At 65.4% G+C, this 25,279-nt stretch carries 25 protein-coding genes; 16 read left to right on the top strand and 9 right to left on the bottom strand.

Annotated elements, in window-relative coordinates; genetic code table 11:
* From tagF to ACNH6H_RS06615, 11 genes are all read left to right on the top strand, one after another.
* Positions 1-690 (top strand): type VI secretion system-associated protein TagF, encoded by a 690-nt coding sequence (gene tagF, locus ACNH6H_RS06665; RefSeq protein ID WP_418316676.1) that lies wholly within the window; start codon positions 1-3, stop codon positions 688-690.
* Between the two features lie 42 nt (positions 691-732).
* Positions 733-1,770, top strand: a complete 1,038-nt coding sequence (gene tssA / locus ACNH6H_RS06660; protein WP_418316674.1) for a type VI secretion system protein TssA — start codon at positions 733-735, stop codon at positions 1,768-1,770.
* A 63-nt stretch (positions 1,771-1,833) separates the two neighbouring features.
* On the top strand, positions 1,834-2,352 hold the full coding sequence (gene tssB, locus ACNH6H_RS06655; protein ID WP_418316672.1) for a type VI secretion system contractile sheath small subunit: 519 nt from the start codon (positions 1,834-1,836) through the stop codon (positions 2,350-2,352).
* A gap of 36 nt (positions 2,353-2,388) precedes the next feature.
* On the top strand, positions 2,389-3,879 hold the full coding sequence (tssC, locus tag ACNH6H_RS06650; RefSeq protein WP_418316670.1) for a type VI secretion system contractile sheath large subunit: 1,491 nt from the start codon (positions 2,389-2,391) through the stop codon (positions 3,877-3,879).
* A 68-nt stretch (positions 3,880-3,947) separates the two neighbouring features.
* Positions 3,948-4,433, top strand: coding sequence for an Hcp family type VI secretion system effector (locus ACNH6H_RS06645; RefSeq protein ID WP_418316668.1), 486 nt, complete (start codon positions 3,948-3,950; stop codon positions 4,431-4,433).
* Positions 4,434-4,560: 127 nt separating this feature from the next.
* Complete coding sequence (locus ACNH6H_RS06640; RefSeq protein WP_418316666.1) at positions 4,561-5,367, top strand: type VI secretion system accessory protein TagJ; 807 nt, start codon at positions 4,561-4,563, stop codon at positions 5,365-5,367.
* Positions 5,360-5,857, top strand: coding sequence for a type VI secretion system baseplate subunit TssE (gene tssE, locus ACNH6H_RS06635; RefSeq protein ID WP_418316665.1), 498 nt, complete (start codon positions 5,360-5,362; stop codon positions 5,855-5,857). The genes ACNH6H_RS06640 and tssE overlap by 8 nt, the downstream gene beginning before the upstream one ends.
* A gap of 63 nt (positions 5,858-5,920) precedes the next feature.
* A complete protein-coding gene (gene tssF, locus ACNH6H_RS06630; RefSeq protein ID WP_418316663.1) occupies positions 5,921-7,810 on the top strand; it encodes a type VI secretion system baseplate subunit TssF in 1,890 nt (629 codons plus the stop codon).
* Positions 7,774-8,793, top strand: a complete 1,020-nt coding sequence (gene tssG / locus ACNH6H_RS06625) for a type VI secretion system baseplate subunit TssG (RefSeq protein ID WP_418316661.1) — start codon at positions 7,774-7,776, stop codon at positions 8,791-8,793. The genes tssF and tssG overlap by 37 nt, the downstream gene beginning before the upstream one ends.
* 153 nt (positions 8,794-8,946) lie before the next feature.
* Positions 8,947-11,688, top strand: a complete 2,742-nt coding sequence (tssH, locus tag ACNH6H_RS06620) for a type VI secretion system ATPase TssH (RefSeq protein WP_418316660.1) — start codon at positions 8,947-8,949, stop codon at positions 11,686-11,688.
* Positions 11,689-11,712: 24 nt separating this feature from the next.
* Complete coding sequence (locus ACNH6H_RS06615; RefSeq protein WP_418316658.1) at positions 11,713-12,327, top strand: hypothetical protein; 615 nt, start codon at positions 11,713-11,715, stop codon at positions 12,325-12,327.
* Between the two features lie 34 nt (positions 12,328-12,361).
* Here the strand turns inward: ACNH6H_RS06615 and ACNH6H_RS06610 are convergent, their stop codons facing one another.
* The 6 genes from ACNH6H_RS06610 to ACNH6H_RS06585 all read right to left on the bottom strand — a co-directional run bounded on the left by ACNH6H_RS06610 (position 12,362) and on the right by ACNH6H_RS06585 (position 16,713).
* Positions 12,362-12,916 (bottom strand): hypothetical protein, encoded by a 555-nt coding sequence (locus tag ACNH6H_RS06610; protein WP_418316657.1) that lies wholly within the window; start codon positions 12,914-12,916, stop codon positions 12,362-12,364.
* 75 nt (positions 12,917-12,991) lie between these two features.
* On the bottom strand, positions 12,992-13,432 hold the full coding sequence (locus tag ACNH6H_RS06605; protein WP_418316655.1) for a DUF1841 family protein: 441 nt from the start codon (positions 13,430-13,432) through the stop codon (positions 12,992-12,994).
* Between the two features lie 13 nt (positions 13,433-13,445).
* Positions 13,446-14,348 (bottom strand): metal ABC transporter solute-binding protein, Zn/Mn family, encoded by a 903-nt coding sequence (locus ACNH6H_RS06600; protein WP_418316653.1) that lies wholly within the window; start codon positions 14,346-14,348, stop codon positions 13,446-13,448.
* 2 nt (positions 14,349-14,350) lie between these two features.
* Positions 14,351-15,226, bottom strand: a complete 876-nt coding sequence (locus tag ACNH6H_RS06595) for a metal ABC transporter permease (RefSeq protein WP_418316652.1) — start codon at positions 15,224-15,226, stop codon at positions 14,351-14,353.
* Positions 15,223-16,149 carry a metal ABC transporter ATP-binding protein gene (locus ACNH6H_RS06590; protein ID WP_418316650.1) on the bottom strand — a complete coding sequence of 309 codons (927 nt, stop codon included), beginning with the start codon at positions 16,147-16,149 and terminating at the stop codon, positions 15,223-15,225. The genes ACNH6H_RS06595 and ACNH6H_RS06590 overlap by 4 nt, the downstream gene beginning before the upstream one ends.
* A gap of 117 nt (positions 16,150-16,266) precedes the next feature.
* A complete protein-coding gene (locus ACNH6H_RS06585; protein WP_418316649.1) occupies positions 16,267-16,713 on the bottom strand; it encodes a Fur family transcriptional regulator in 447 nt (148 codons plus the stop codon).
* A 206-nt stretch (positions 16,714-16,919) separates the two neighbouring features.
* On the opposite strand from ACNH6H_RS06585, the gene ACNH6H_RS06580 reads away from it, so the two are divergent.
* The 4 genes from ACNH6H_RS06580 to ACNH6H_RS06565 all read left to right on the top strand — a co-directional run bounded on the left by ACNH6H_RS06580 (position 16,920) and on the right by ACNH6H_RS06565 (position 20,787).
* A complete protein-coding gene (locus ACNH6H_RS06580) occupies positions 16,920-17,540 on the top strand; it encodes a ParA family protein (protein WP_418316647.1) in 621 nt (206 codons plus the stop codon).
* 27 nt (positions 17,541-17,567) lie between these two features.
* Positions 17,568-18,020, top strand: a complete 453-nt coding sequence (locus ACNH6H_RS06575; RefSeq protein WP_418316646.1) for a MaoC family dehydratase — start codon at positions 17,568-17,570, stop codon at positions 18,018-18,020.
* An 89-nt stretch (positions 18,021-18,109) separates the two neighbouring features.
* The gene (locus ACNH6H_RS06570) at positions 18,110-18,856 is read left to right on the top strand and encodes a response regulator (protein WP_418316644.1); all 747 of its coding nucleotides are present in this window, start codon (positions 18,110-18,112) and stop codon (positions 18,854-18,856) included.
* A gap of 83 nt (positions 18,857-18,939) precedes the next feature.
* Positions 18,940-20,787: an ATP-binding protein gene (locus ACNH6H_RS06565; protein ID WP_418316643.1), complete on the top strand. Its 1,848-nt coding sequence runs from the start codon at positions 18,940-18,942 to the stop codon at positions 20,785-20,787.
* 36 nt (positions 20,788-20,823) lie between these two features.
* Here ACNH6H_RS06565 and ACNH6H_RS06560 read toward each other — a convergent pair whose 3' ends face one another.
* Positions 20,824-21,678: a segregation and condensation protein A gene (locus tag ACNH6H_RS06560; RefSeq protein WP_418316642.1), complete on the bottom strand. Its 855-nt coding sequence runs from the start codon at positions 21,676-21,678 to the stop codon at positions 20,824-20,826.
* A gap of 25 nt (positions 21,679-21,703) precedes the next feature.
* A complete protein-coding gene (locus tag ACNH6H_RS06555; protein WP_418316641.1) occupies positions 21,704-21,919 on the bottom strand; it encodes a DUF3460 family protein in 216 nt (71 codons plus the stop codon).
* A gap of 123 nt (positions 21,920-22,042) precedes the next feature.
* Between ACNH6H_RS06555 and ACNH6H_RS06550 the strand changes: the two genes are divergently transcribed.
* Positions 22,043-23,584, top strand: a complete 1,542-nt coding sequence (locus tag ACNH6H_RS06550) for a CHAD domain-containing protein (protein WP_418316639.1) — start codon at positions 22,043-22,045, stop codon at positions 23,582-23,584.
* 12 nt (positions 23,585-23,596) lie between these two features.
* Here ACNH6H_RS06550 and ACNH6H_RS06545 read toward each other — a convergent pair whose 3' ends face one another.
* Positions 23,597-25,264 carry a SulP family inorganic anion transporter gene (locus ACNH6H_RS06545; protein WP_418316638.1) on the bottom strand — a complete coding sequence of 556 codons (1,668 nt, stop codon included), beginning with the start codon at positions 25,262-25,264 and terminating at the stop codon, positions 23,597-23,599.
* Between the last annotated feature and the right edge of the window lie 15 nt (positions 25,265-25,279).

Raw genomic sequence — 25,279 nt, 5'->3', positions numbered from 1 at the left:
GTGCCGATCGGTCTGTTCGGCAAACTGCCAAGCCAGGGCGACTTCGTCAGCCGCCGCCTGCCGTGGGAGTTCACCAGCGTCTGGGACGACTGGCTGCAGGCCGGCATCTCGAGCGCGCGATCGGCGCTCGGCAGCAGCTGGAACGACGCCTATCTGACCGCGCCGCTGTGGCGATTCCAGCTGGCGCCGGGCGTGATCGGCAGCGGCGCCTGGATAGGCTTCTGGTTTGCCAGTGTCGACCGCGTCGGCCGGCAGTTTCCGCTTGCGCTGGTCGAGCCGTTGCCGCCGGTACGCAGCAAGCGTTATCTGCTGATCGAACACGACGAGGCCTTTTTTGCGGTCGAGGATGTCGCGTTGCGCGGCCTCGATCCGCGGCTCGGCTTCGACGCGTTCGACCGCTCCTTCGACGGCTTCAGTCTGCTCGCCGAAGCGGCTGCAGCGCCGGCGGCGGTTGCGCAGGTCGTCGAATTGCAGCCGGCGGCAAATGAGCGGCAGTCGACCGGCCCAGCGCAGCAATTTGCGACCGACGCCGATGCGCGCACCGTGCTTGCCGCTGCCGAGGCCGCCGGGCCGGCGCGCTGCTGCTTCTTTACCTGGGGCAACGAGCAGCATCCGCCGCTGCTCTATCGCTGCGACGGTCTCGCCGACGCGTCTGCCTTCCGAGGTTTTATCGACGGTCGCTGGCCCTGAGGCTGCACCTGCATCCGCAATTCCAACAACGAATCACACGCCATGGCCATCGACATCGACGCTCTGCTCGCACCGATCAGCGACGACATTCCCGCTGGCGAAAATCTCGAATACAGCGAGGTCGCCGAACTGGAGCGCCAGGCCGCGGGCACGCCGGGCAAGCTCGACCCGGAAACGCGCGAGATGGTCGGCGGCGAGGAGCCCGATTGGCGCAAGGTCAGGGACCTGGGAATTTCGATCTTTGCCCAGACCAAGGATCTGCGGGTTGCCGTGATCCTGACCCGTGCGCTGCTGTCGCTCGAAGGCCTGCCCGGCCTCGGCCAGGGCCTGCAGCTGATCGGCAGGATGTGTGAACAGTTCTGGGACACCGTGCACCCGGGGCTCGATCCGGACGACAGCGATCCGATCGAGCGACTCAATGCACTGGCCAACCTCGACGATGCCGAGGCGATGATCAAGACCTTGCGTGCGACGCGAATCGTCGAGTCGCGCGAAGCAGGGGCGTATACGGTGCGCGACCTCGACCTCGCGCTCGGCCGCATCAGCGCCGAGGAGGGCAAGGAGGCACCGACGATCGCACTGATGGCGATTGCATGGCAGACCGGTGACCCCGAAGCCAACGCGGCCCGCCGCGCCGCGGTCGAGAACGCACTGACTGCCTGCAACGAACTGATCACGCTGTTCCGCGACAAGACCAACGACTCGCCGAACATCGACACGATGCGTGACTATCTGAAGCGGGTGAAGACGTTCTACGACGAGGTCGCCGACGATGGCAGCGGCGAATCGGAGGAGGAGGGTGAAGCGCTCGCCGAGGGCGGCGGCGCCGTCGCAGGAACTGGGGGTGGCATAAAAGCCGGAGGAGCGATAGGATCAAGAGCAGATGCCATCAAAGTCCTGGAACAGGTTGCGGTTTATGTCCGCAAGTCAGAACCAAGCAGCCCGGCGCCGATGTTCATAGACCGGGCGGTCAAGATCCTGAAATCCGACTTTGCGACGATCGTCAGGGAGTTGATGCCCGATTCGAAGGCGCACATCGAACTGTTGGGAGGCATCTCGCTGGATGAGCCGGAGGCCTGATCGCCCCTAGCCCTGGCAGCTGGGAGATTGACTGAACCTAACCTTTAGCTGGAGTGCACGACCATGGCAAGCAGCAGTCAGAAATTCATCGCCCGCAACCGGGCGCCTCGGGTCCAGATCGAATACGACGTCGAGTTGTACGGCTCGAAGAAGAAGATCCAGATTCCGTTCGTCATGGGCGTGATGGCCGATCTGTCGGGCAAACCAGCCGAGCCGCTGGCTCCGGTGGCCGATCGCAAGTTCCTCGAGATCGATGTCGACAACTTCGACGATCGGCTGAAGTCGATGAAGCCGCGGGTTGCATTCGCGGTGCCGAATACGCTGACCGGCGAAGGCAACATGAGCGTCGACATCACCTTCGAGAGCATGGACGACTTCACGCCGGAAGCGGTTGCGAAGAAGGTCGGCGCGCTGAACAACATGCTCGAGGCGCGCAATCAGTTGAAGGACCTGCTGAGCTACATGGATGGCAAGGTCGGTGCGGAGGAGTTGCTCAGCAAGGTGCTCAACGATCCGGCCCTGCTGAAGTCGCTGGCCGTGCAGCCGAAGAAGGACGACGAAGAAGCGCCGCCCGCCGCCTGATCGCGATCCGTCGCAACGTATTGGAAGGAACCAAGCATGTCGACCGAACAAGAGTCAGCCCAACCTGCCGGCGCAACCGCCGAACTCGACGATTTTGCCGCGCTGCTGCAAAAGGAATTCAAGCCGAAGACCGAACACGCCAAGTCGGCCGTCGAAACGGCCGTTCACACACTGGCGCAGCAAGCGCTTGCCGATACCAAGCTGATCGGCAACGACGTCTTCAAGACGATCGAGGGGATCATCGCCGCGATCGACAAGAAGTTGAGCGAGCAGGTCAACCTGATCATGCACCACGAGGATTTCACGAAGCTCGAGGGCGCGTGGCGTGGCCTGCACCATCTCGTCAACAACACCGAGACCGACGAGACCCTGAAGATCAGGGTCATGAACATCTCGAAGAAGGACCTGCACAAGACGCTGAAGCGCTACAAGGGCACGGCCTGGGATCAGAGCCCGATCTTCAAGAAGGTCTACGAGGAGGAGTTCGGTCAGCTCGGCGGCAGCCCGTTCGGCTGCCTGGTCGGTGATTACCACTTCGACCACAGCCCGCCGGATGTCGAACTGCTCGGCGAAATGGCGAAGGTCTGTGCCGCCGCCCATGCGCCGTTCATCGCCGGCGCGTCGCCGACGACGATGCAGATGGAGTCGTGGGGCGAACTGGCCAATCCGCGCGACCTGACGAAGATCTTCCAGAGCGCCGAATACGCCGCCTGGCGGTCACTGCGCGAGTCGGACGATTCGCGTTATATCGGATTGGCCATGCCGCGTTTCCTGGCCCGTCTGCCGTATGGCGCAAAGACCAACCCAGTGGAAGCCTTCGACTTCGAGGAGGAGGTCGAGGGGACCGACCACAACCGCTATGTCTGGGCCAATTCGGCCTATGCGATGGCAACCAACATCACCAGAGCGTTCAAGCTCTACGGCTGGACGACGACGATCCGCGGCGTCGAATCCGGCGGTGCGGTTGCCAACCTGCCGGTGCACAGCTTCCCGACCGACGATGGCGGCGTCGACATGAAGTGCCCGACCGAAATCGCGATCTCGGACCGGCGCGAAGCCGAGCTCGCGAAAAACGGCTTCATGCCGCTGGTGCACCGCAAGAACAGCGACTTCGCTGCCTTCATCGGCGCGCAGTCACTGCAGAAACCTGCCGAGTACGACGACCCCGATGCCACGGCAAATGCCAACCTTGCCGCACGTTTGCCGTATTTGTTCGCCAGTTGCCGCTTCGCGCACTATTTGAAGTGTATGGTTCGGGACAAGGTTGGTTCATTCGCCACAGCCAAGTCGATGCAGACTGAATTGAACAACTGGATCGGCAACTTTGTCGACGCCAACCCCGATTCATCTTCGGATGCAACCAAGGCGCGCAAGCCTTTGGCCGGTGCGGAGGTGATCGTCGAGGAGGTAGAGGGAAATCCGGGCATGTACACGTCGAAATTCTTCCTGCGTCCTCACTATCAGCTCGAGGGAATGAATATTTCGCTCAGGCTGGTTTCGAAGATGCCTTCCAGCAAGGGGGCATGACGGGCACGGCGGTGTTGCAGCACTGCCAGGTCTTTGGCTGATCTGACTGAAACTTACAGGAGAGCATCATGGCATTGGACATGTTCTTGGACATCGCGGGTGAGATCGCGGGTGAATCGCAGGACAAGAAGCACAAGGACGAGATCGACGTTCTCGCATGGAGTTGGGGGGTGTCGCAATCGGGTTCTTTCCACCTCGGTGGCGGCGGCGGTGCCGGCAAGGCCAACTTTCAGGATATTTCGGTCACGAAATATATCGACAAATCGTCGCCGATCCTGATGCTGTATTGCTCCAACGGCGACCACTTCGCCAGTGCAAAACTGACCGTGCGCAAGGCCGGCAAGACACCGCTCGAATACCTGGTCATCGAGATGAAGAAGGTGCTCGTCACATCCGTCAGCACCGGCGGCTCTGGCGGCGAAGACAGGCTGACCGAAAACGTCTCGCTCAATTTCGCCGAAGTGCACGTCAAATATGTCGAGCAGAAGCCCGACGGCGGCGAAGGCGCGAAGCCGGAATTCAAGTGGGACATCGCGGCCAACGCACCGTCCTGATGCCGGCGCCGTCGTCCATCAAGACTCTTGGTGGGCGCGCGCATCGCGTGCTGTCAGCCCTGTTGTCTGGAAGCAGAGAGCAGGGCTGTATTCATTTGGACGGGCCTTTCTGCCCTGAGGTATTCCGATGTCAAATCTGAATCTCACGTTCACCTCGTCCGATCCGATCGGGCATCTGAAGGAACTGCAGGACCAGATTCGCAAAAACCCGCAGCGCTCGGATCTGCGGATCTTCCTGTTCCAGCTCTATTGCCTGACCGGCGACTGGGGCAAGGCCGCCAACCAGCTCAATGCGATCGAGGAACTCGACAAGGAAGCCGAGTCGATGGTGCAGACCTACCGCGAGGCGGTTCGCTGCGAGGTCTACCGGCGCGAGGTGTTTGCAGGCCAGCGCGTGCCACTGGTTCTCGGCGATCCGCAAAACTGGGTGGCGCTGATGCTGGAGGCGGTCAAGCTCGATGCGGCCGGCAAACACGAGCAGGCGGTGTCGCTGCGGAGCAAGGCGCTGGAGGAGGCGCCGGCCACACCGGGCAAGGCCGACGGCAAGGATTTCGAATGGATCGCCGATGCCGATTCGCGCCTCGGGCCGCTGCTCGAGATGATCATGAACGGCAAGTATTACTGGGTGCCGATGCACCGTCTGTCACGCCTCGAGATGGAGGCGCCTTCCGATCTGCGCGATTTCGTGTGGACCGGCGCGACGGTCACGCTGGCGAATGGCGGCACCAATGTGGCGCTGATCCCGACCCGCTATTCCGGCACCGAGGCGGTCGACAACACCGCGCTGCGGATGGCGCGGGCGACCGAATGGAAGGCGATGGCTGCCGATTCGTATGCCGGTGTCGGCCAGCGGATGTTCGCGACCAACGATGCCGACATCGCGTTGCTCGAGTTGCGCGACCTGAGGTTCGACGAGGTGGCCGCCGGTGGCTGAAACGCTGGCCCGTGACCGTCTCTACCCGTCGCTGCTCGACCGGCTGATCGACGAAGACCCGACAAAGGCGGTCGAGCCGCGCGACAACCGGGCGTTCTCGACCGCACGGCTGCGCGAGTCGGTGCTGCGCGACATGAACTGGCTGTTCAATTGCACGCAGAGCAGCGACGACCTCGAGGCCTATCCGGAAGTGCGCAAGTCGGTGCTGAATTTCGGTCTGCCCGCGGTGTCGGGCCGGCCGGCATCGAGTTTGCGCCTTGTCGATCTGGCCCGCGCATTGCGCGAGGCCTTGATCTTCTTCGAGCCCAGGCTGATACCGCACACCGTGCGTGTACATGTCGAGGCCGACAAGAAGTCCTCGCACAACGTCGTCACGTTCAAGATGGAGGCGCAGCTGTGGGCCCAGCCGATCCCGCTCGAGATTTTCATGCGCACCGACATGGACCTCGAAAGCGGCCAGACCCGCGTCGTCGAGTCGAACGAGCGGTGACGGTGTCAATCCGGCGCCACCAGCGGCCGGAGCTTGCAACAGAAGAACAAGAACCGATCGATCATGGATCCCCGCCTGCTTGAATATTATCGACAGGAGTTGCTGCACATCCGCGAGGGTGCGGCCGAATTCGCGCGCGAGCATCCGAAGATCGCGGCTCGTCTCGCGCTTGAGTCGACGACGGCTCAGGGCGAATGCATCGACCCCTACGTCGAGCGGCTGATCGAGGGTTTTGCGTTCCTGACAGCGCGGGTGCAGATCCGCCAGGATGCCGAATACCCGCGCCTGACGCAGCATCTGCTCGAGATGGTCTACCCGGGCTTTCTGGCGCCGACGCCGTCAATGCTGATCGTCCAGCTCGAGCCCGATCTGAATGATGCGATGCTCGCAACCGGACCGACGGTCGCGCGTGGCAACCTGATGAACGCGCGGCTGCAGCCGGGTGAACGTACCAGCTGCCGCTTTGCAACCAGCCAGGATGTCAGGCTGTGGCCGTTGCAGGTGACCGAGGCGCGTTACCAGGCCCACGTCACCGACGTACCGGGGCCGGCGCTGAGCCAGGCGGCGGGCAAGCCTCGGGCCAACATGCGGGTTCGGTTCAAGATCACCGCTGCGCAGAAAAGCGAACAGCTGCAGCTCGACCGGCTGGTCGTCCACCTCGGTGGCGACGAAGGCGTCGCCCATCGCATCTACGAGCAGCTGTTCGCGAACTGCTGTTCGGTCGTCGTGCAGACGATTGCCAGGCGCAATCCGAAATTCGAGGTGCTGCCGGCCACTGCAGTCCAGCCTGGCGGCTTTGCCGACGATGAGGCGCTGCTGCCGGTTTCGCCGCGGTCATTTGCCGGTTACCGGTTGATCAAGGAATATGCGGCCTTTCCCGAGCGCTTCCTGTTCTTCAGCGTCAACGGCCTGAACCGCGCATTGAAACGGCTGGAAACCGACGAATTCGAACTGGTGTTCGTGCTCGACCGGGTCGACCAGGTTCTGGAGAAGACGCTCGACGCGAGCAGCTTCGTGCTGCACTGCACGCCGGCGGTCAACCTGTTTCCGAAACGGGCCGACCGCATCGAGATCAACCGGCGCGACCACGAACTGCATGTCGTCGCCGATCGCGCGCGGCCGATGGACTACGAGGTGTTCGGCATCACATCGGTCACCGGCTTCGACGAGGCGGCCGAATCCGAGGAGCATCCGTTTCATCCGTTGTACGACCAGTTCGACAGCGTCGTGCAATCCGGCCGCGGCTTCTACAGCGTGCGCCGGGTGCCGCGCCTGCTGTCCGAGGCACAGCGGCAGCGCGGGCCACGAGCCGGTTATGTCGGCACCGAGCTGTACCTGTCTCTGGTCGATGCCGACGATGCGCCGTATTCGAGCAGCATCACGCAGCTGGCGGTGCAGATCATCAGCTCGAACCGCGACCTGCCGCTGCTGATGTCGGTCGGCAGCAAGGATGACTTCACGTTCGAGGACAACGCGCCGGTGCTCGGCGTGCGCTGCATCAAGGGGCCGACGCGGCCGGTCGCGCCGGTGCTCGAGGGGCAGACGCCGTGGCGGCTGCTGAGCCATCTGTCACTGAACTACCTGTCGCTGTGTGACGCCGATGCCCGCCAGGGCGCGGCAGCGTTGCGCGAGATTCTGTCGCTGTACGGCATGGATTCGCGTTCGCGGCTGCACAAGCACATCGACGGCATCGCATCGGTCGCCAGCAAGCAGGCGATCTCGCGCGTGCCGGTGCCGGGGCCGATTGCATTCGGGCGTGGCACCGACATCACGCTGACGGTCGACGAGCGGGCCTTCGAAGGCAGCGGCGCGATGGTGCTGTCGACCGTGCTCGAACACTTTTTTGCCCGCTACGCCAGCCTGAACAGCTTCACCCAATTGACGGTGGTGTCGCAGACCCGTGGAGAACTCAAACGATGGAAGCCCCGGATCGGCCAGCGCGCGATCACCTGAGCCTGTTCAGGGCGATCGCGGAAGAGCCGACCGCCTACGGCTTCTTCCATGCGACGCGGCTGATCGAGTGCCATTTTTCCGATCTGCCGCGGATCGGCACATCGCGCCGGCTGCGCGACGATCCGGTGCGTTTCTCGCAGGAGGCGACGCTGGCCTTTGCGCTGTCGACGGTGGCTTCGCTGAAATTCTCCGATGAAAGCCCGCCGCGGTTGTCGGTCTGTTTTACCGGGCTGACCGGCCCGAACGGTCCGCTGCCGCTGCACCTGACCGAGTTTGCGCGGGACCGCCTGCGCAACCATGGTGACCGGACGATCCTGCGCTTCATCGATACCTTCCACCATCGGATCTTCGGCATGTTCTACCGTGCCTGGGCCGATGCGCAGCCGACGGTCAGCCTTGACCGTCCCGATCAGGATCCTTTCGGCGACCGCCTGGCCTGCCTGGCCGGTTATGGCGGCCCGACGATGCAGGAGCGCGATGCGGCGCCTGACTTTGCGAAACGTGCGCACACCGGGCTGCTCGCGAATTCGGTGCGCAATGCCGACGGGCTGGCAAGAATCATCGGCAACTTCTTCCGCGTCGCCGCGCGGGTCGAGCAGTGGCAGCCCCACTGGATGGTGCTGCCGGCCGATTCGCTGACCCGGCTCGGCGGGCCGGCAGCGCAATTGGGTGTCACATCGGTGGCTGGTGGCAAGGTCTGGGACTGCCAGAGCCGTTTTCGCATCGTGCTCGGCCCGCTCGGCCTCGAACAGTTCAAGCGCTTCCTGCCGGGCCAGGACAGCCTGCAGCGCCTGAAGGCGTGGGTGCGCAACTATTCGGGCGACGAACTGTCGTGCGAATTGCAGTTGCTGTTGCGCCGGCCCGAGGTTCCGGCGGTTGTGCTTGGCAAGGCCGGGCAACTCGGTTGGACCAGCTGGGTCGGCGAGCGGCCGGCGGCGGCCCACGCCGACGACGCCGACGAACTGGTGCTGCGGATCCTCTGATTCTGCCGGCAGGCAAGCAGAAACTGCGATCGTGGTGGTTGCCGCATCGGCCAACCTTCCCTACAGTGCAAGGGTACTCCCCGGTCACAGCATCCATGTGCATTGCGGCCGCTTGTGGTCGCCCGCTAGAGCCAGCCTCGAAGGAGAACCAGCGTGAGTGAAATCAGTCGCGTCGCCCTGTTCGGCAAACTCAATTCGGTCGCCTACAAGGCGGTGGAAGGTGCCACGGTCTTCTGCAAGCTGCGGGGCAATCCCTATGTCGAGCTGGTGCACTGGCTGCACCAGCTGATCCAGGTGCCGGATACCGACCTGCACCGCATCCTGAAGCACTACGACGTCGACGCGTCGAAACTGGCGGCGGACTTGACGGTTGCGCTCGATGCATTGCCCCGCGGTGCGACGGCGATCTCCGATTTTTCGCCGTTGATCATGGACGCAGTGGAGCGCGGCTGGGTGTATGGAACGCTGATGTTCGGCGAAGGTGCGGTGCGGACCGGGCATCTTGTGTTCGGTGCCGTCAAGACGCAGAATTTGCGCAACCTGCTGTATTCCATCAGCGGCGAGTTCCGAAAGGTCAAGGCCGAGGACCTGGGAGACAACTTCGCGAAGGTCGTCCAGGGCTCGCCCGAGGACTCCCTCGGTGCGCGCGATGGTTCAGGTGTCGGCGGCGGTGCGGCGCCGGGCGAGGCCAGCGGCGCAGTTGCGCCGGCTCAGATGGGCAAGCAGGAGGCGCTGAAGAAATTTACCGTCGATCTGACCGAACAGGCGCGCAGCGGCAAGATGGACCCGATCGTCGGCCGCGATGACGAGATCCGCCAGGTGGTCGACATCCTGATGCGACGCCGGCAGAACAACCCGATCCTGATCGGCGAGGCTGGTGTCGGCAAGACGGCCGTCGTCGAGGGCTTTGCACAGCGCATCGCCCGCGGTGACGTGCCGCCGAGCATGAAGGAGGTCGAGCTGCGTGCGCTCGATGTCGGCCTGCTGCAGGCCGGTGCGAGCATGAAGGGTGAATTCGAGCAGCGGCTGCGCAGCGTCATCGACGAAGTCCAGGCGAGCCCGAAGCCGATCATCCTGTTCATCGACGAGACACACACGCTGGTTGGCGCGGGCGGTGCTGCCGGCACCGGTGATGCGGCCAACCTGTTGAAGCCGGCACTGGCACGCGGCACCTTGCGCACGATCGGCGCAACGACCTTTGCCGAATACAAGAAGCACATCGAGAAGGATCCGGCATTGACGAGGCGCTTCCAGAGCGTCACCGTCGACGAACCCGACGAGGTGAAGGCGATCCTGATGATGCGTGGCGTCGCGTCGACGATGGAGAAGCACCACAAGGCGCAGATCCTCGACGAGGCGCTCGAGGCGGCGGTCAAGCTGTCGCACCGCTATATCCCGGCGCGCCAGTTGCCGGACAAGTCGGTCAGCCTGCTCGATACCGCCTGCGCACGCGTCGCGGTCAGCCTGCATGCGACACCGGCCGAAGTCGACGACTGCCGCAAGCGCATCGATTCGCTGGAAACGGAGGAGGGCATCATCGGTCGCGAAAAGGCGATCGGCATTGACGTCAAGGAGCGCGAGGAGCACGTCAAGGAGATGCTGGGCAGCGAGCGCGAGCGCCTGGCCGGCCTGGAAAAACGCTGGGGCGATGAGAAGGCTCTGGTCGACGAACTGCTCGCGCTGCGCGCGAAGTTGCGCGACGGCAAGATGCCGGTCGAAGGTACCGGCAGCAAACTCGAAACCCATGCCAACGAAGCGGCTGCGACGAAGGCGGCACCGCAGGCCGACGCTGCCATGTCGGACGGCGAGCGCGCCGAGGCGATGGACAAGCTGCGCGACGTGCAGAGCCGGCTGACGCAATTGCAGGGCGAAAACCCGTTGATCCTGCCAACCGTCGATTACCAGGCGGTGGCCAGCGTCGTCGGTGACTGGACCGGCATTCCGGTCGGCCGGATGGCGCGCAACGAAATCGATACCATCCTGAAGCTGCCGCATCTGCTGGCCCAACGCGTGATCGGCCAGGACCATGCGATGGAGATGATCGCCAAGCGGATCCAGACCTCACGCGCAGGTCTCGACAATCCGCAGAAGCCGATCGGCGTCTTCATGCTCGCCGGCACCTCCGGCGTCGGCAAGACCGAAACCGCGATCGCGCTGGCCGAGGCCTTGTACGGTGGCGAGCAGAACCTGATCGTCATCAACATGAGCGAGTTCCAGGAAGCCCACACGGTGTCCTCGCTGAAGGGCGCCCCACCGGGTTATGTGGGCTACGGTGAAGGCGGCGTGTTGACCGAGGCGGTGCGGCGCAAGCCGTACTCGGTGGTGCTGCTCGACGAGGTCGAGAAGGCGCACCCGGACGTGCACGAGATCTTCTTCCAGGTCTTCGACAAGGGCGTGATGGAAGACGGCGAAGGTCGGTCGATCGACTTCAAGAATACGTTGATCCTGCTGACGACGAATGCCGGTACCGAGCTGATCGCAAGCCTGTGCAAGGATCCGGACCTGATGCCTGATCCGGAAGGAATGGCGAAGGCGTTGCGCGAGCCGCTGCTGAAGATCTTCCCGCCGGCGCTGCTTGGCCGCCTGGTCACGATTCCGTACTATCCGCTGTCCGACGATGTGCTCGGCAAGATCGTGATGCTGCAGTTGAACCGGGTCAAGAAGCGGGTCGAGGCACGCTACAAGATTCCTTTCAGCTACAGCGACGACGTCGTCAAGCTGGTGGTTTCGCGCTGCACCGAAAGCGAATCGGGCGGCCGGATGATCGATGCGATCCTGACCAATACGATGCTGCCGGAGATCTCGCGCGAATTCCTGACGCGGATGATGGAAGGCCAGCCGATCGAGCGGGTTTCGGTCGATGTGGCGGACGGCGAGTTCAGTTATGCGTTTTGAGACGCGCCGGCATTGGAGACGCCATTGAATGGCTTCGAATTGCTTGGTGTTGAACTCGAGGCAGGCATCGGCCACGAGGTGCCCGACGACATCGAGGAGTTGATCGGTCAGGCCGAATCACGCCAGCAGCAACTCGTCGGCGAGCCCGGCAGCACACGCGTGCCGGGTTTCGTCGGCAGCAACTACCGGGTTGTCTACCAGGCATTGCGCCGGCTCGCCGAACAGCGGCTCGCCGCTGGTCCGCTGTTCTGCGAATGGGGCAGCGGCATGGGCATCGTCACCTGCCTGGCGTCGCGGCTCGGCTTCGATGCGCTTGGCATCGAGATCGAACCGCGGCTGGTCGAAGGAGCTCGCCGATTCGCCGCGGAGTTTGCGCCGGCGGCTCGCTTTGTCGAAGGCAGCTACCAGCCCGATGGGCTGTTTACCGAAACCGTCGATGCAAGCCGTCTCGATGAAAAGCTCGGCTTTTCGCCGACCGCATTCGACCTGATCTATGTTTATCCGTGGCCTGCAGAGGAGCGGGCAGCGCTGCGCCTGTTCGACGATTACGGCAGGGAGCGCAGCCTGTTGTTGTCGTTCCACGGCGCGACGCGGATGCGGCTGCGGCAGCGCAGCGCAAGCCCGCACCGAAACAACTGAGAGATGCCGGAGGGCCGGTGCGAGGAATACGCCCTCAGCCGAGCGGATACGACTTCCACGGCATCTTGTCGAGCGGCATTTCCGACAACAGATCGCGCAGCGCCGGGTCGCCATGGTATTGAGGCGTGCCGTCTTCGTGCTGGCCCATCAATACGATGTCGACGCCACCAAAACGTGGCCGCAGGTCGGCGATCGCCATCTCCGCTTCGCCCGGGCTGTTGACCAGATCGAGCCCGACCAGCACGACGACGAAGCGGTGCCCGAGCATCGAGATCGCCGCCGCCTGCAGCTGGCGTGACGGGGTGGTGGGCGCTGCTGCGGCGGTCACGGGTGCCGGCTGCGCTGCCTGATCCGCCGGCTCCGCGCATTCGGGGCAATCGATGGCGTCGGACGCGATCACGTCGCGCAGCAGGCTGGCCTGTACATCGAGCCGCTGCGTGCGGTCGACGGTTGCGCAGATCCAGTCCGAGTCGATCCGCACGCGCACGATCGTCGGCTTGCCCGGCATCGAATCAACCGCCATGCAATCGACCAGGCAAGTCTCGACACCGGCGCCGGCCGGATGGCATTCGTAGGCCCATGCTGCCATCGGAAACTCCTGTGGCTGTGGTGCAGGCCATTGTTGCCGATGGGGCGCGGTTTGGCGAGCGCGGCCCGCCGCGTGTCAGGCGTGGTCGCGTGTCGCGCGTCGCCGCACGCAGTCGATATAACTGTCGCCGTCCGGCGGCTTGCCGCTGCGCTGAGATTCCCACAACATCTTGCCGAGGCATTCCATCACCTCGTGTTGTGCGTCGTGCGCCGAGCCACGTTTTGCGCGCAGCAGCTCGAAGGCCTGCTTGATGCCACGCGGCTGGTCGATGCCGACCTGCTCGGCAATCGACAAGTGCATCGACAGGTGCAGGAAGGGATTGGTGCGGCCGGCTTCGGCGTCGTAGACCGTTTGCAGTGCCTGCTCGAGGTCCGCAAGTTCGGCGTGGTATTCGGGATGCTCGGCGATCCAGTCGGCAGCAACCGCCTCCAGCGGCGTAAGCACCTGGCCTTCGCGCTGCTTGCGGAACGTGGTGCAGAAAAAACTGCGGACGTCGTGCTGGGATGGGGAGAACATCGTCGTATTTCCGTCAGCTGCCGGCGCGGCTCAGGGCGTCGACGAGCGTGTCGACATTGTGGCGAAACAGGCGCAGAAAGGTGTCGGCCTCGCCGCCCGGCGGCGACAAGGTGTCGGCATGCAGGCTGCCGCCGATCGTGACGCCGGCCTCTTTGGCGATGCGATCGAGCAGCCGCGGGTCGCTGCGGCTTTCCGCCAGCAGCACCCGGGCACGCTGCTCGCGCAGCTGGCGGACGATGCGCGCGACCGCCTCCGCCGAAGGCTCGCTGTCGGTCGACCAGCCGCGTGGCGCGATGAACTCGACACCATAGGCATCGGCGAAATAGCCGAAGGCGTCGTGGCCGGTGACGACCCTGCGCTGCGCCGCCGGGAAACGCGCCAGCCGTTCGATCGTTTCGCGCTCGAGTTCGACGACCTGCCTGCGATACCCTGCGGCGCGGGCATTGATCGCGGCCGCCTGCTCGGGCCTTGCGGCGACCAATGCCGCACGGATGTTGTCGACATACACCAGCACATTGGCCAGGCTCTGCCAGGCATGCGGATCGGCGCCGCCCTTGGTCTGTCGCGGCTTGATGCCATCGGTGGCGACCACCACCGGCCGCTTGTAGCCGACCGCCTTGATCAGCCTGCTGATCCAGCCCTCGTGGCGCAAGCCATTGATTATCAGCAGGTCTGCCTTTGCGACGGCCTGCGCATCGGCGGGGCTGGGACTGAAGACATGGGCGTCGGCGCCCGGCGGCACCAGGCTCTTGACGTCGACCGCTTCGCCGCCGATTGCGCGGGTGATGTCGGCGAGGATCGAAAAGCTGGCGACCACCTGCAACGGCGGCCGGGTGATCGCGGTTGCCGGCAGCATGGAGCTGGCCAAGGTGAGGGTCACGGCGGTTTGCAGCAGCCGCCGTCTGGAAATCGCCATCGTCACAACTCCCTGTGGGCGCGCCGGCCGCGCAGTCGGCTCAGCAGGCTGTCGCGCCGGCCGACCAGCAGCGACAACAGATAGGCGGCGCCGGCCAGCAGCACGATTGCCGGCCCCGAAGGCCACTGCATGTGGAACGACAGGAGCAGGCCGCCCCAGCCGCTGACGACTGCGATCAGGCTGGCCACCGCAGCCAGGCTCCAGACCTCGCTGGCCCAGAAGCGGGCGGCCGTGGCTGGCAGCATCATCAGGCCGACCGCCATCAGCGTGCCCAGTGCCTGGAAACCGCCGACCAGGTTCAGCACCAGCAGCACCAGGAACAGGCCGTGAACCCAGCCACCGGCGCGGCCGAGCGAGCGCAGGAAGCCGGGATCAAAACACTCGACGACCAGCGGCCGATAGACCAGCGCCAGCAACAGCAGGCTGACGCTGGAGATGCCGGCGATCAGGTACAGCGACGCATCGTCGACCGCGAGCACGCTGCCGAACAGCACATGCATCAGATCGACACTGCTGCCCCGGGTCGAGATGATCATCACGCCGGCGGCCAGTGCGATCAGGTAGAACGCGGCAAAACTGGCGTCCTCGCGTTGCGGGGTCAGGCGCGACACCAGGCCGGCCATGCCGGCAACCAGCATCGCCGCGATGAAGCCGCCGATGCTCATCGCCCACAACGAAAAACCGAATGCGATGAAGGCCAGCGCCGCGCCCGGCAGCAGCGCGTGCGCGATCGCATCGCCGACCAGGCTCATGCGGCGCAGCACCAGCAGCGTGCCCATCGGGCCGCAACTCAGGCCCAGCGCCAGCGTCGCAACCAGTGCCCGCCGCATGAAGCCGAACTCGGCAAACGGCTGGATCAGCAGGGTGGTCAAGGTCATCGCGTGGCCTGGTCGGCTGGGCCGTGTGCGTGGGTGTGGGCGCCGGCCGTGCCGTGGGCGTGCGAATGCAGATGCCCGGCGGCGTTGACGATCGTCAAGCCGGGCGGCTCGCCGCTTTCATTGCGGTGACACCAGGCTGCCGCATCGTCCCAGCGCTCGGCCATCTCGCGCGCGCGCTGCAGGTTGGCCGGTGTCAGCACCTCGCTGCTCGGACCAGCTGCAATCACCTCACGCGCCAGCAGCACGGTGTCCGGGAAATGGGCGCGAACCTGGTCGAGGTCGTGCAGCACCGCAACCACGGTGCGCCCTTCGGCGTGCCAGCGGTGGACCAGTTGCAGCAGGTCCGCGGTGGTGCGGTTGTCGATGGCATTGAACGGTTCGTCGAGCAGGATCAGCGGCGCCTGCTGCAGCAGCACGCGGGCGAACAACACGCGCTGGAATTGCCCGACCGACAATTCGCCGACCTGACGGTGGCCGAGCCCGTCGAGGCCAACCTGGTGCAGTGCGCTGGCGGCCCGCTCACGCATTGCCGCCGACGCGCCACCGAACAGCCCGAGCGATGGCCAGGCGCCAAGCATCACGACATCGGCGACCCGCAGCGGAAATGTGCGGTCGATCTGGTTCTGCTGCGGCAGATAGGCGATCCGCGATCGCCCCGGCACCGCAAGCTGGATACGTCCGGTCGTCGGCGCGATGCGACCGACCAGCGCATCGAGCAGCGAACTCTTGCCGGCGCCGTTCGGACCGACGATTGCCGTCAGCGAGCCGGTATCGAAGCGGCAGCTGACGTGATGCACTGCGGGATGCTGCCGGTAGCTGACCGTCAGGTTGTCGATCAGAACCGCCGCGGCAGGTGGTTCGCCGGGCGCCGCATCGGCGGTTGGCACGGCGCGCAGTGCCGGGACGGCGGGGATTGCAGCCATTGCTTCAGCCTCCACTGCCGGCGATGGCCCAGGCCACCGCGAGCCAAAGCCCGGCAACCAGTGCCAGCGCAGCCAGCAGCCGCAGCAGCGCCGAACTCATCAGCAGACTGTTGCGTTTCATCGTGCCGGCTCCTGCGCGCACTGTGCGCAACGACCGTGCAGCACGAGGTCGTGGCTCTCGACGAGATAACCCCGCGGCGCCAGTTCCTGCATCGCGCCGGGACAGCCGTGGATTGGCACGACCGCATTGCAGACGACGCAATGGAAATGGTGGTGGTGGTGCGGCAGCGCGGCGGCGCCAACGGCCGATCGGCTCGAGCAGCTCTCGTCGCCGCCAGCGCCGTGGCGGCAACGCGCCTCGAAACGCGCTGGCTGACCGGGCAGCTCGACTTTCACCAGTTGGCCATCGGACTCCAGCGCCTTGACCTGACGGTAAACCGTCGACAGGTTCAGGCCCGGCGCATGCTGGCGCGCGATCTCGAGGATCTCGGGCGGGCTCAGCGTGCGGCCACTTGCCGACAACGAGTCGAGCACGGCCTGGCGTTGACGGGTATGGCGCTCCATCGGCGAATCTTAATGCAAATGCATTTGCGTTTGCATCAAAAGGGTTTGCACGTAGTCGCGTCGCGCTTGCCGGTGCTGCTTCGGCAGCAGCTGGCCGGGCTTGGCACCGGCGGACTCGGCGCTACCATTGTTGGCAAGCCGGCGATTCGCCGCTGCAGGCAGCGTGCCGATGGTCGAAATGACGCACAACCAGACGAGGGGACGAGATGCCGGTGATCGTGGTCGCGAATCCCAAGGGCGGTGTCGGCAAGAGCACGCTGGCAACGCAGATCGCCGGCTATCTCGCATCGCGCGGCCATGCGGTGATGCTCGGCGATGTCGATCGCCAGCATTCGGCCCGGCAGTGGCTGGCACTCAGACCGCCAGAGCTGGCGCCGATCCGCAGCTGGGAAGTCGACCACGGTGACATCGTGAAGCCGCCGAAGGGCACCAGCCATGTCGTGCTCGATACGCCGGCGGCCTTGCATGGCAAACGGCTCGACGCGGTGCTGAAGCTGGCCGACCGCGTGCTGGTGCCGCTGCAGCCCAGCCTGTTCGACATCCAGGCCACCCATCCGTTCATCGAGCAGCTGACCGCGCACAAGCGCGCCGACCGGATGCGAATCGGCCTGGTGGCGATGCGGGTCCGCGAACATACGATCTCGGCCGATCAGCTGCGGCAATTTCTCGCGCTGTTGCCGCTGCCGGTCATCGGCGAGCTGCGCGATACGCAAAACTATGTGCAGCTGTCGGCGCGCGGGCTGACGTTGTGGGATATCGCTTCGCATCGTGTCGAACGCGACCTTGCACAATGGCAGCCGATCACCGACTGGCTCGATGCCGGCTGAACCTTCATCCACCTACCCCTCCATACGATGCAAAGTTACGCCCACTTGAATGATCTGCAGGCGCTCGTCGGCGAGCATCTCGGCGACAGCGACTGGATCACGATCGACCAGCAGCGCATCGATCTGTTTGCCCAGGCCACCGGTGACCACCAGTGGATCCACGTCGATCCGCAACGCGCGGCTGCCGGGCCGTTCGGCGCAACGATTGCGCATGGGTTTCTGACGCTGAGCCTGCTGCCGGAGATGACCGCGGCGGCATTCGAGGTCGCCGATGTCCGGATGGGCGTCAACTACGGACTGAACCGGGTCCGCTTCACCGCGCCGGTGCCGGTTGGCAGCAGGCTGCGCGGCAGCTTCAAGCTGCTGGCCTTCGAGCCGATTGCCGGCGGCGCGCAGCTGGTTGTCGAGGCGACGATCGCGCGCGAGGGTTCGGACAAGCCGGCCTGCATCGCCGAATCGATCACCCGCCGATTCACCTGAAAGCGTGACATCCGACTCCCCTACCCGGGGGGATGCAAGGGGCGGATTGCCCGCATACGATGGCTGCAAACGGCTTCGGGAGTCGCCCGATGAAAGTGCTGCTGATCGATGACCATCCGCTGATCCTGGTCGCGTTGCAGCAGGTCATACAAGGCCTCGGCGACCACCTCACAGTGATCGGCGCCAGCGGCGCCCGCTCGGCCCGCGAGATCCTGCAGAAGGACGCCGAATTCGACCTGGTGCTGCTCGATCTGCAGCTTGGCGATGCCGACGGCTTCGACGTCTTGAGCGAATTCCGCAACAACTACCCGGCGATCCCGGTGGTCGTGTTGTCGGCATCCGATCGCAGCAGCGACGTGATCCGCTCGATCGATCTTGGCGCGATGGGATTTGTGCCGAAACGCGCCAGCAACGACACGCTGTTCGAGGCCCTGCACATGGTGATGTCGGGCGGCATCTATGTGCCACCGATGAGCATGGGCAGCCATGCCGCGGCCGCGAGCCAGCATCGTCCGTTGCCCGAGGTTCCCAGCCGCAACGCATTGCACGGCGCGGCCTGGCGCAGCGACTTCCAGCGCGCGCCGGCGGGCCTCGAGGCGCTCGGCTTGACGCCGCGCCAGACCGAGGTGCTGGCGCAGTTGCTGCAGGCCAAGCCGAACAAGCTGATCGCTCGCGAACTGAATCTGTCGGTCGAAACGGTGAAGGACCATGTCGCTGCGGTGCTGCGCGCGCTCGACGTCAATTCACGCACGCAGGCCGTGCTGGCGGTCAGCCAGATGTCGCAGGCGCCGGGCGGCCTCGGCGCTCGCTACGGCAGGCAACTCGGGCGCGGCTGACATGAAGCAGCCCCCGCGCTCACCCAGCCCGCTGCCCACGGCACGGGCAACTCCGCGGCTTGAAGCAGCCGGGCGCGACTGAGATGGCCGCCACGACCCATCAGCTTGGCAGCCCGCTCGCCGCTGCAGCGGGCACGGCCGGGTCAGCGGCTGACGAGCCACCGGCGGCGCTGTCCGAGGATATTCGCAGCGCCTTCGACTACATGCCGGCGATTCTTGCCGGCAACCTGGCCGGCATCTCGGTGCTGACGCTGCTGTTTTCGCCCGCAGCGTCGCTGCCGACACTGCTGGCGTGGCTGCTGCCGTCGCTCAGCGTCTGGGCCTGGCGGATCTGGTTGTTCCGCAGCTTCCAGCATGCCAGCCCTGCATCCATCACCGATTGGCAGCGCTGGCGCCTGTTGTGGAACATCGGCATCCTGGCCTCTGGCGCGTTGTGGGGTTTCAGTGCGTGGCTGTTCTACCCGTTGGGCGACAGCAACCAGCAGACCGCACTGATCATCGTCGTCTATACCTTCTGTGTGGCCGCGGTGCCGGTTCTGGCGACGCAACCGCGCGTCTACCTGCTGTATGCCGCGATGTGCTTCGTGCCGATGGCGGCACGTGTCGCCCTGGTTGGCGATCACTATGGTGCGCAGCTGGCGGCGATCCTGCTGCTGATCTTCAGCATGACTGCACTGCTTGCACGCAACTATCGACAGGCGCTGCAGCGGGCGATCGAGCTGAAGGTGCAGGCCGACCGGCTGCTGCAGCAATTGCGCGGCGAAAAGCAACTGGCCGAGGACGCGAGGCGGCAGGCAGAGGTGGCGAATCGGGCGAAGACGCAGTTCTTTTCAGCCGTCAGCCACGACCTGCGGCAGCCGCTGCATGCGATGGGCCTGTTTGCCGAGGCGCTGCGCCACAAGGCGCATGACGACGAGGTCGTCAAGCTGGTCAACAGCATCAACGATTCGGTCGATGCGCTCGAGTCGCTGTTCTCCGAACTGCTCGACATCACCCGCATCGACAGCGGCGGCGTCAGCGTCAATCCGCAGCCATTCGAATTCGACGACATCCTGCGCCGGCTGCGGCTGCATTTCGAACCGGTTGCATTCGAGAAAGGCCTGGCGCTGCGTCTGCGCGGCGGCCGGCATGGCATTCACGCCGATCCGCTGCTGGTCGAGCGCATCCTGCGCAACCTCGTCTCGAATGCGATCCGCTACTGTGCCGACGGCACCGTGCTCGTCAGCGCACGGCGGCGCGGCGACAAGGTGCTGGTTCAGGTCTGGGACACCGGCCCGGGCATTGCCGAAGAGGAGCAGCAGCGCATCTTCGAGGAGTTCTACCAGATCGCGGCCGCCGATTCGGCCGATGCCGGCCAGCAGCGCAAGGGGCTCGGCCTCGGACTGGCGATCGTCAGGCGGCTGACCGACCTGATCGGCGCGCAGCTCGATCTGCGCTCGCAGCCTGGCCGCGGCACGGTGTTTTCGCTGACATTGCCGCTCGGCCGGATCGTCCGCGAACCGATGCCTCGGCCGACGCCGGTCGCCGGCACAAGCGTGACGCTGCACGGCCGGACCATCGTCGTTGTCGAGGACGAGCCGACGGTGCGGGCCGGACTCGAGGTGCTGCTGAAGGAGTGGGGTGCTGCTGTCGCCAGCTTCGACAGCGTTGCTGCCGTCACCACATGGGCAGGCTCCCAGGATCCGGCAACGACCGTCGATCTGCTGATCGTCGACTATCGGCTCGAACAGGGGCTGACCGGTGTCGATGCGCTGCGTTTCCTGCGGCAGCGCTTCGGGGTCGCGGTGCCGGCGATCGTCGTCACCGGCAGCACGATGACCGGGCATGAAAACGAAGCCCACGACGAGGATTTCCACGTGCTGATCAAGCCGGTGGTGCCGAACAAGCTGCGCGCGATGATTGCGTTCAAGCTCGGCGTGCGGCAGCGCTGAACGCGGCGGCGCGGCAAGCGCCGCTGCGCCCTTCGGTCAGGCGGGCTGGTAGGCAAGGCGCACGTAGATCGGCGCGTAGGCTTCGGCCTGTGTCACCTCGAGCAGGTGTTCGCGCGCCAGCTCGAGCATCGCGATGAAGGTCACGACCAGCACCGCCGGGCCGCGCTGCACATCGAACAAGTCCTCGAACTCGACGAACCTGCGCCCTTGCAGCCGGCGCAGCACGATGCTCATGTGCTCGCGCACGCTGAGTTGCTCGCGGCTGATCGTATGGTGCTGGTTCAGCCGCGCCCGCTTCATCAGATCGGCCCAGGCGGCGCGCAGGTCGTCGACCTCGACCTCGGGCAGCCGCGGCGTCAGCGATTGTTCGATGTGGACCTGCGCGCGCAGAAAGTCGCGGCCGTGCACCGGCAGCGCGTCAAGCCGGGCCGCGGCCAGCTTGATCTGCTCGTATTCGATCAGCCGCCGCACCAGTTCGGCGCGTGGATCCTCGGCTTCGACGCCGTCGGCGGTCTTCTTCGGCGGCAGCAGCATCCGCGACTTGATCTCGATCAGCATCGCCGCCATCAGCAGGTAGTCGCTGGCGAGTTCGAGGTTGGTCTTGCGGATCTCGTCGACATAGGCGAGGTACTGGCGCGTCACGTCGGCCAGCGGAATGTCGAGGATGTTGAAATTCTGCTTGCGGATCAGGTAGAGCAGCAGGTCCAGCGGCCCCTCGAAGGCCTCGAGAAAAACCTCCAGCGCATCGGGCGGGATGTACAGGTCCTGCGGCATCGCAAACAGCGGCTCGCCGTACAGGCGGGCGACCGCAACACTGTCGACGACGTTCGGCCCGATCGCCGCGTCGACATCGTCGGCCAGCGCCAACGCTTCGATCCCGCTCTGGCTCATGCCGGCCAAGCTGCTGATCGGCCGTTCAATGCCCGGTCTCGTTCGGCCGGGTCTGGTAGACGTAGGGCTGCTGCGGCACCCGCGCCTCGGCGGCGGCGGCCTGGGCATCGAGGTCGACCCGCTTGTCCCACAGCAGCGCACGGCCCTGGCGTTGCTCTTCCTCAAGGGACGGCCGGCGTGCTTTCAGCTCCTCGAGAAACGAGGTGACGTCGGATTTGTAGTGTTTCCAGAACAGCGGCATGGGATTTGGTCGCCCGCGCGGGTGCAGGGCAGGTTGGTTGACGCGATTTTAATCGCTGCAGGCGTTTTGCTCGCTTGCGCACGACGCACCCCGGCCAATGCCCGGACAGGGCATCATCGGCGGGTGATCGAATTCGAACTGAAATTCCAGCTGCCGCGGCAGCGGCGGCGCGCTGTCAGATCGTTCGTCGTCGGGCGCGGCGCGCAGCGCAGCCGGGAAGTGCAGCTGCAGGCGGCCTATTTCGACACGCCCGATCGGCTGCTGGCCCGGCACGCCATCGCGCTGCGCCTGCGCCGCGAAGGCGACGGCTGGGTGCAGACGCTGAAGGGCGGTGGTGGCGATGGCACCGCCCGCAAGGAGCACAACGTGCCGCTCGACGCCGGCTTGATCGATTTTGCGGCACCGCAGGTCGACCCGTCGCGCCACGCCGGTGTCGATATCGGCGATTGCTTGATCGATCTGCTCGCGGGCGACTCCGGCGGTGAACTCGGCTGCCGATTTCGCACCGATGTGCGGCGCACGCTGCGCGAACTGTCGACACGTTTCGGCAAGGTCGAACTGGCGTTCGACGAAGGTTTTCTCGAGGCCGGCGACCGCCGCCAGCCGTTGTGCGAGCTCGAGATCGAACTGCTGAGCGGCGACCCGCGCGCGGTGCTCGACGTCGCGCGCCGCTGGGCGCTGCGATTCGGCCTCTGGCTCGATGTGCGCAGCAAGGCCGAGCGCGGCGACATGCTGGCGCGTGGCGTCGACGTCGCGCAGGCGCGCAAGGCCGGCAACGTGAGGCTCGACGGCGGCGCCAGTGCCCTCGTGTCGCTGCAGACCGTGGTCGCCGATTGCCGCGCGCAGATCTTCGCCAATGCGTCGCAGGTCGCCAGCGGCCTTTACGAGGCCGAACATGTGCATCAGCTTCGGGTCGGTCTGCGCCGCTTGCGAACCGCATTGCGGCTGTTCGACAGCGAGCCCGACGCCGCGACAATCGCCGGCCGGCTGGCTGAGCCGGCCGCACGTCTGTTCAGGGCCCTCGGCCCGGCGCGCGACCGCGCGGTGCTTGCCGGGCCGTTGTCGGCGTCGATTGCCGCGGCGTGGCGTGATGCAGGGCAGGCAGATCAGCTGCCGCAATGGACGAGCCGCCCGCTGCCGGCGGCGCCTGCGGCGTTGCTGCGGGATCCCGAAAACCAGCTGCTGCTGCTCGACCTGATCGAGGTCGGCTTGCCTGCGCAGCCGGCGACCGATCGGCAGGCCAAAAAGCTGCCGAAGCAGCGCCGCACGACTGATCTGCTGGCGCGCCGGCTGTCGAAATGGCACGCCGCCGTGCTGCGCGATGCCGCTGCATTCGAGCAGCTCGACGACGCCGGCCGGCATCGCCTGCGCAAGCGGCTGAAGCGCCTGGTTTATGGCGCCGGCTTTGCTTCGCGACTGTTCAAGCGCAAGCCGATGCGCCGGCTGATGGCGTCGTTGAAGCCGCTGCAGGAATGCCTCGGCGAACTGAATGACCTGGCCGGCGGGCGCGACGCGATCGCGGGCACAAATGGCATCGACTGGTTTGCGATCGGCTGGATGTCGGCACGGCGGCAGGCCTTGCTGGCTGAAATCGCATCGCTGCTGCAGCAAGTCGACACTCGCCAGCGGCTTTGGAAGCGTCGCTCCAAGGCCGGCCGGCGTTGAACGCGGATCCGCTCAACTACCGGCCGCGCGCAGCGCCGCCGGCAGATCCGGATGCAGGTTGTCGGCGCCGACCTGCTCGGCCAGGCCGGACCGTCTGACCAGTCCGAGCGGCTGCTCATTCAGGTCACACAACAGCAGCCGCACATCCTGGCGGGCCAGGCTGCGGTGCAGCTGCTCGAGTGCGTCGATGCCCGATGCGTCCATCAACACGAGGCGGTGCATCTCGAGGATCAGCACCCGGCATCCGGCCGGCAACTGCTCGGCAACCGCCTCGGCCTTTGCGACTGCGCCGAAGAACAGTGCACCGTACAGCCGCAGCACATGGATACCGGTTGCCGCGCCTGAGCCGACAACCGGCTCGATGCGGAACAGCGTGCTCATCCGGTAGATGAAGAATACGCAGGCGAGGATCAGCCCGACCTGCACCGCAACCGTCAGATCGAAGATCACCGTCAGCAAAAACGTGCCGACCAGCACCGTCCGGTAGGCGAACGAAAATTTGCGCAGGCGGACGAATTCGCGCCATTCGCCCATGTTCCACGCGACGAACAACAGGATGCCGGCCAGCGCGGCGAGCGGCACATGTTCGGCCAGCGGTGCGGCCACCAGCACGATCAGCAGCAGCGTCGCCGCATGCACGATGCCGGACACCGGCGTGCGCGCGCCGGAGCGGACATTGGTGACGGTGCGGGCGATGGTTCCGGTCGCCGGTATGCCACCGAACAGCGGCACCACCATGTTGGCAACACCCTGGGCCATCAGTTCCTGGTTCGGATCGTGGCGTGGGGCGTCGACAAGGTTGTCGGCCACGCGCGCACACAGCAGCGATTCGATGGCGCCGAGCAGCGCGATCGTGATCGTCGGGATCAGCAGCTGCTTCGCGCTTTCCCAACTGAACGGCGGCAACGCGAGCTCCGGCAGGCCCTGCGGAATGCCGCCGAAGCGCGAGCCAATCGTTTCCAGCGGCAGCTTCAGCAGCACCGTGGCGAGTGTGGCCAGCACCAGCGCGACGATGGTTCCGGGCACTTTGGCGGCGAGCCGGCGTGCCTGCTGGTGCGGCGTCAGTGGTCCGTCGGCGAGTTGCGGCGCTGCATAGGCCTTCGGCCAGGCGACGACCAGCGCAAGGCAGGCCAGCCCGACCAGCAGCGCCCATGGGTTGAAGCTGCCGAGATGGCTGGCCAGCGTGCCGATCTGCGTGAAGAAGTCGGCCGGCAGCTTGTCGATCTGCAGGCCGAGCAGGTCCTTCACCTGCGACAGCGCAATCAGCACCGCAATGCCGTTGGTGAAGCCGATGATGATCGTCACCGGTATGTAGCGGACCAGCGCGCCGAGCTTCAGCGCACCGAAAACGAACAGCAGTCCGCCGGCCAGAGCGGTCGAGATCAGCAGGTTGGTCAGGCCATAACGCTCGACGATCCCGTAAACGATGACGATGAATGCGCCGGCCGGCCCGCCGATCTGCACATTCGAGCCGCCGAGTGCGGAGATCAGCAGGCCGGCGACGATCGCGGTGAAGATGCCTTGCTCAGGCTTGACGCCCGATGCGATCGCAAACGCCATTGCCAAAGGCAGCGCGACGATGCCGACGGTGATGCCGGCCGACAGATCGGCGACGAAGGTCTCGCGCCGGTAGTCCTTCAGCGAGTCGAGCAACCGCGGGCGGAAACGATGCGGTGTCATCGTTCGCCCGTGTCG

Origin of the sequence: Pseudideonella sakaiensis, from assembly GCF_048320135.1 — a bacterium.
In the GTDB taxonomy this organism is placed as follows: Bacteria; Pseudomonadota; Gammaproteobacteria; order Burkholderiales; family Burkholderiaceae_C; genus Ideonella_A; species Ideonella_A sakaiensis_A.
Note: the sequence above shows the minus strand (reverse complement) of the source record. Positions and strands in the feature narration are given on the sequence as shown.

What these genes read in the sequence shown, in the direction of transcription:
- tssA (WP_418316674.1), top strand. Translation starts at nt 733, where the DNA reads ATGGCCATCGACATCGACGCTCTGCTCGCACCGATCAGCGACGACATT.
- tssB (WP_418316672.1), top strand. Translation starts at nt 1,834, where the DNA reads ATGGCAAGCAGCAGTCAGAAATTCATCGCCCGCAACCGGGCGCCTCGG.
- tssC (WP_418316670.1), top strand. Translation starts at nt 2,389, where the DNA reads ATGTCGACCGAACAAGAGTCAGCCCAACCTGCCGGCGCAACCGCCGAA.
- ACNH6H_RS06645 (WP_418316668.1), top strand. Translation starts at nt 3,948, where the DNA reads ATGGCATTGGACATGTTCTTGGACATCGCGGGTGAGATCGCGGGTGAA.
- ACNH6H_RS06640 (WP_418316666.1), top strand. Translation starts at nt 4,561, where the DNA reads ATGTCAAATCTGAATCTCACGTTCACCTCGTCCGATCCGATCGGGCAT.
- tssF (WP_418316663.1), top strand. Translation starts at nt 5,921, where the DNA reads ATGGATCCCCGCCTGCTTGAATATTATCGACAGGAGTTGCTGCACATC.
- tssG (WP_418316661.1), top strand. Translation starts at nt 7,774, where the DNA reads ATGGAAGCCCCGGATCGGCCAGCGCGCGATCACCTGAGCCTGTTCAGG.
- ACNH6H_RS06610 (WP_418316657.1), bottom strand. Translation starts at nt 12,916, where the DNA reads ATGGCAGCATGGGCCTACGAATGCCATCCGGCCGGCGCCGGTGTCGAG.
- ACNH6H_RS06605 (WP_418316655.1), bottom strand. Translation starts at nt 13,432, where the DNA reads ATGTTCTCCCCATCCCAGCACGACGTCCGCAGTTTTTTCTGCACCACG.
- ACNH6H_RS06600 (WP_418316653.1), bottom strand. Translation starts at nt 14,348, where the DNA reads ATGGCGATTTCCAGACGGCGGCTGCTGCAAACCGCCGTGACCCTCACC.
- ACNH6H_RS06595 (WP_418316652.1), bottom strand. Translation starts at nt 15,226, where the DNA reads ATGACCTTGACCACCCTGCTGATCCAGCCGTTTGCCGAGTTCGGCTTC.
- ACNH6H_RS06590 (WP_418316650.1), bottom strand. Translation starts at nt 16,149, where the DNA reads ATGGCTGCAATCCCCGCCGTCCCGGCACTGCGCGCCGTGCCAACCGCC.
- ACNH6H_RS06585 (WP_418316649.1), bottom strand. Translation starts at nt 16,713, where the DNA reads ATGGAGCGCCATACCCGTCAACGCCAGGCCGTGCTCGACTCGTTGTCG.
- ACNH6H_RS06580 (WP_418316647.1), top strand. Translation starts at nt 16,920, where the DNA reads ATGCCGGTGATCGTGGTCGCGAATCCCAAGGGCGGTGTCGGCAAGAGC.
- ACNH6H_RS06575 (WP_418316646.1), top strand. Translation starts at nt 17,568, where the DNA reads ATGCAAAGTTACGCCCACTTGAATGATCTGCAGGCGCTCGTCGGCGAG.
- ACNH6H_RS06570 (WP_418316644.1), top strand. Translation starts at nt 18,110, where the DNA reads ATGAAAGTGCTGCTGATCGATGACCATCCGCTGATCCTGGTCGCGTTG.
- ACNH6H_RS06565 (WP_418316643.1), top strand. Translation starts at nt 18,940, where the DNA reads ATGGCCGCCACGACCCATCAGCTTGGCAGCCCGCTCGCCGCTGCAGCG.
- ACNH6H_RS06560 (WP_418316642.1), bottom strand. Translation starts at nt 21,678, where the DNA reads ATGAGCCAGAGCGGGATCGAAGCGTTGGCGCTGGCCGACGATGTCGAC.
- ACNH6H_RS06555 (WP_418316641.1), bottom strand. Translation starts at nt 21,919, where the DNA reads ATGCCGCTGTTCTGGAAACACTACAAATCCGACGTCACCTCGTTTCTC.
- ACNH6H_RS06545 (WP_418316638.1), bottom strand. Translation starts at nt 25,264, where the DNA reads ATGACACCGCATCGTTTCCGCCCGCGGTTGCTCGACTCGCTGAAGGAC.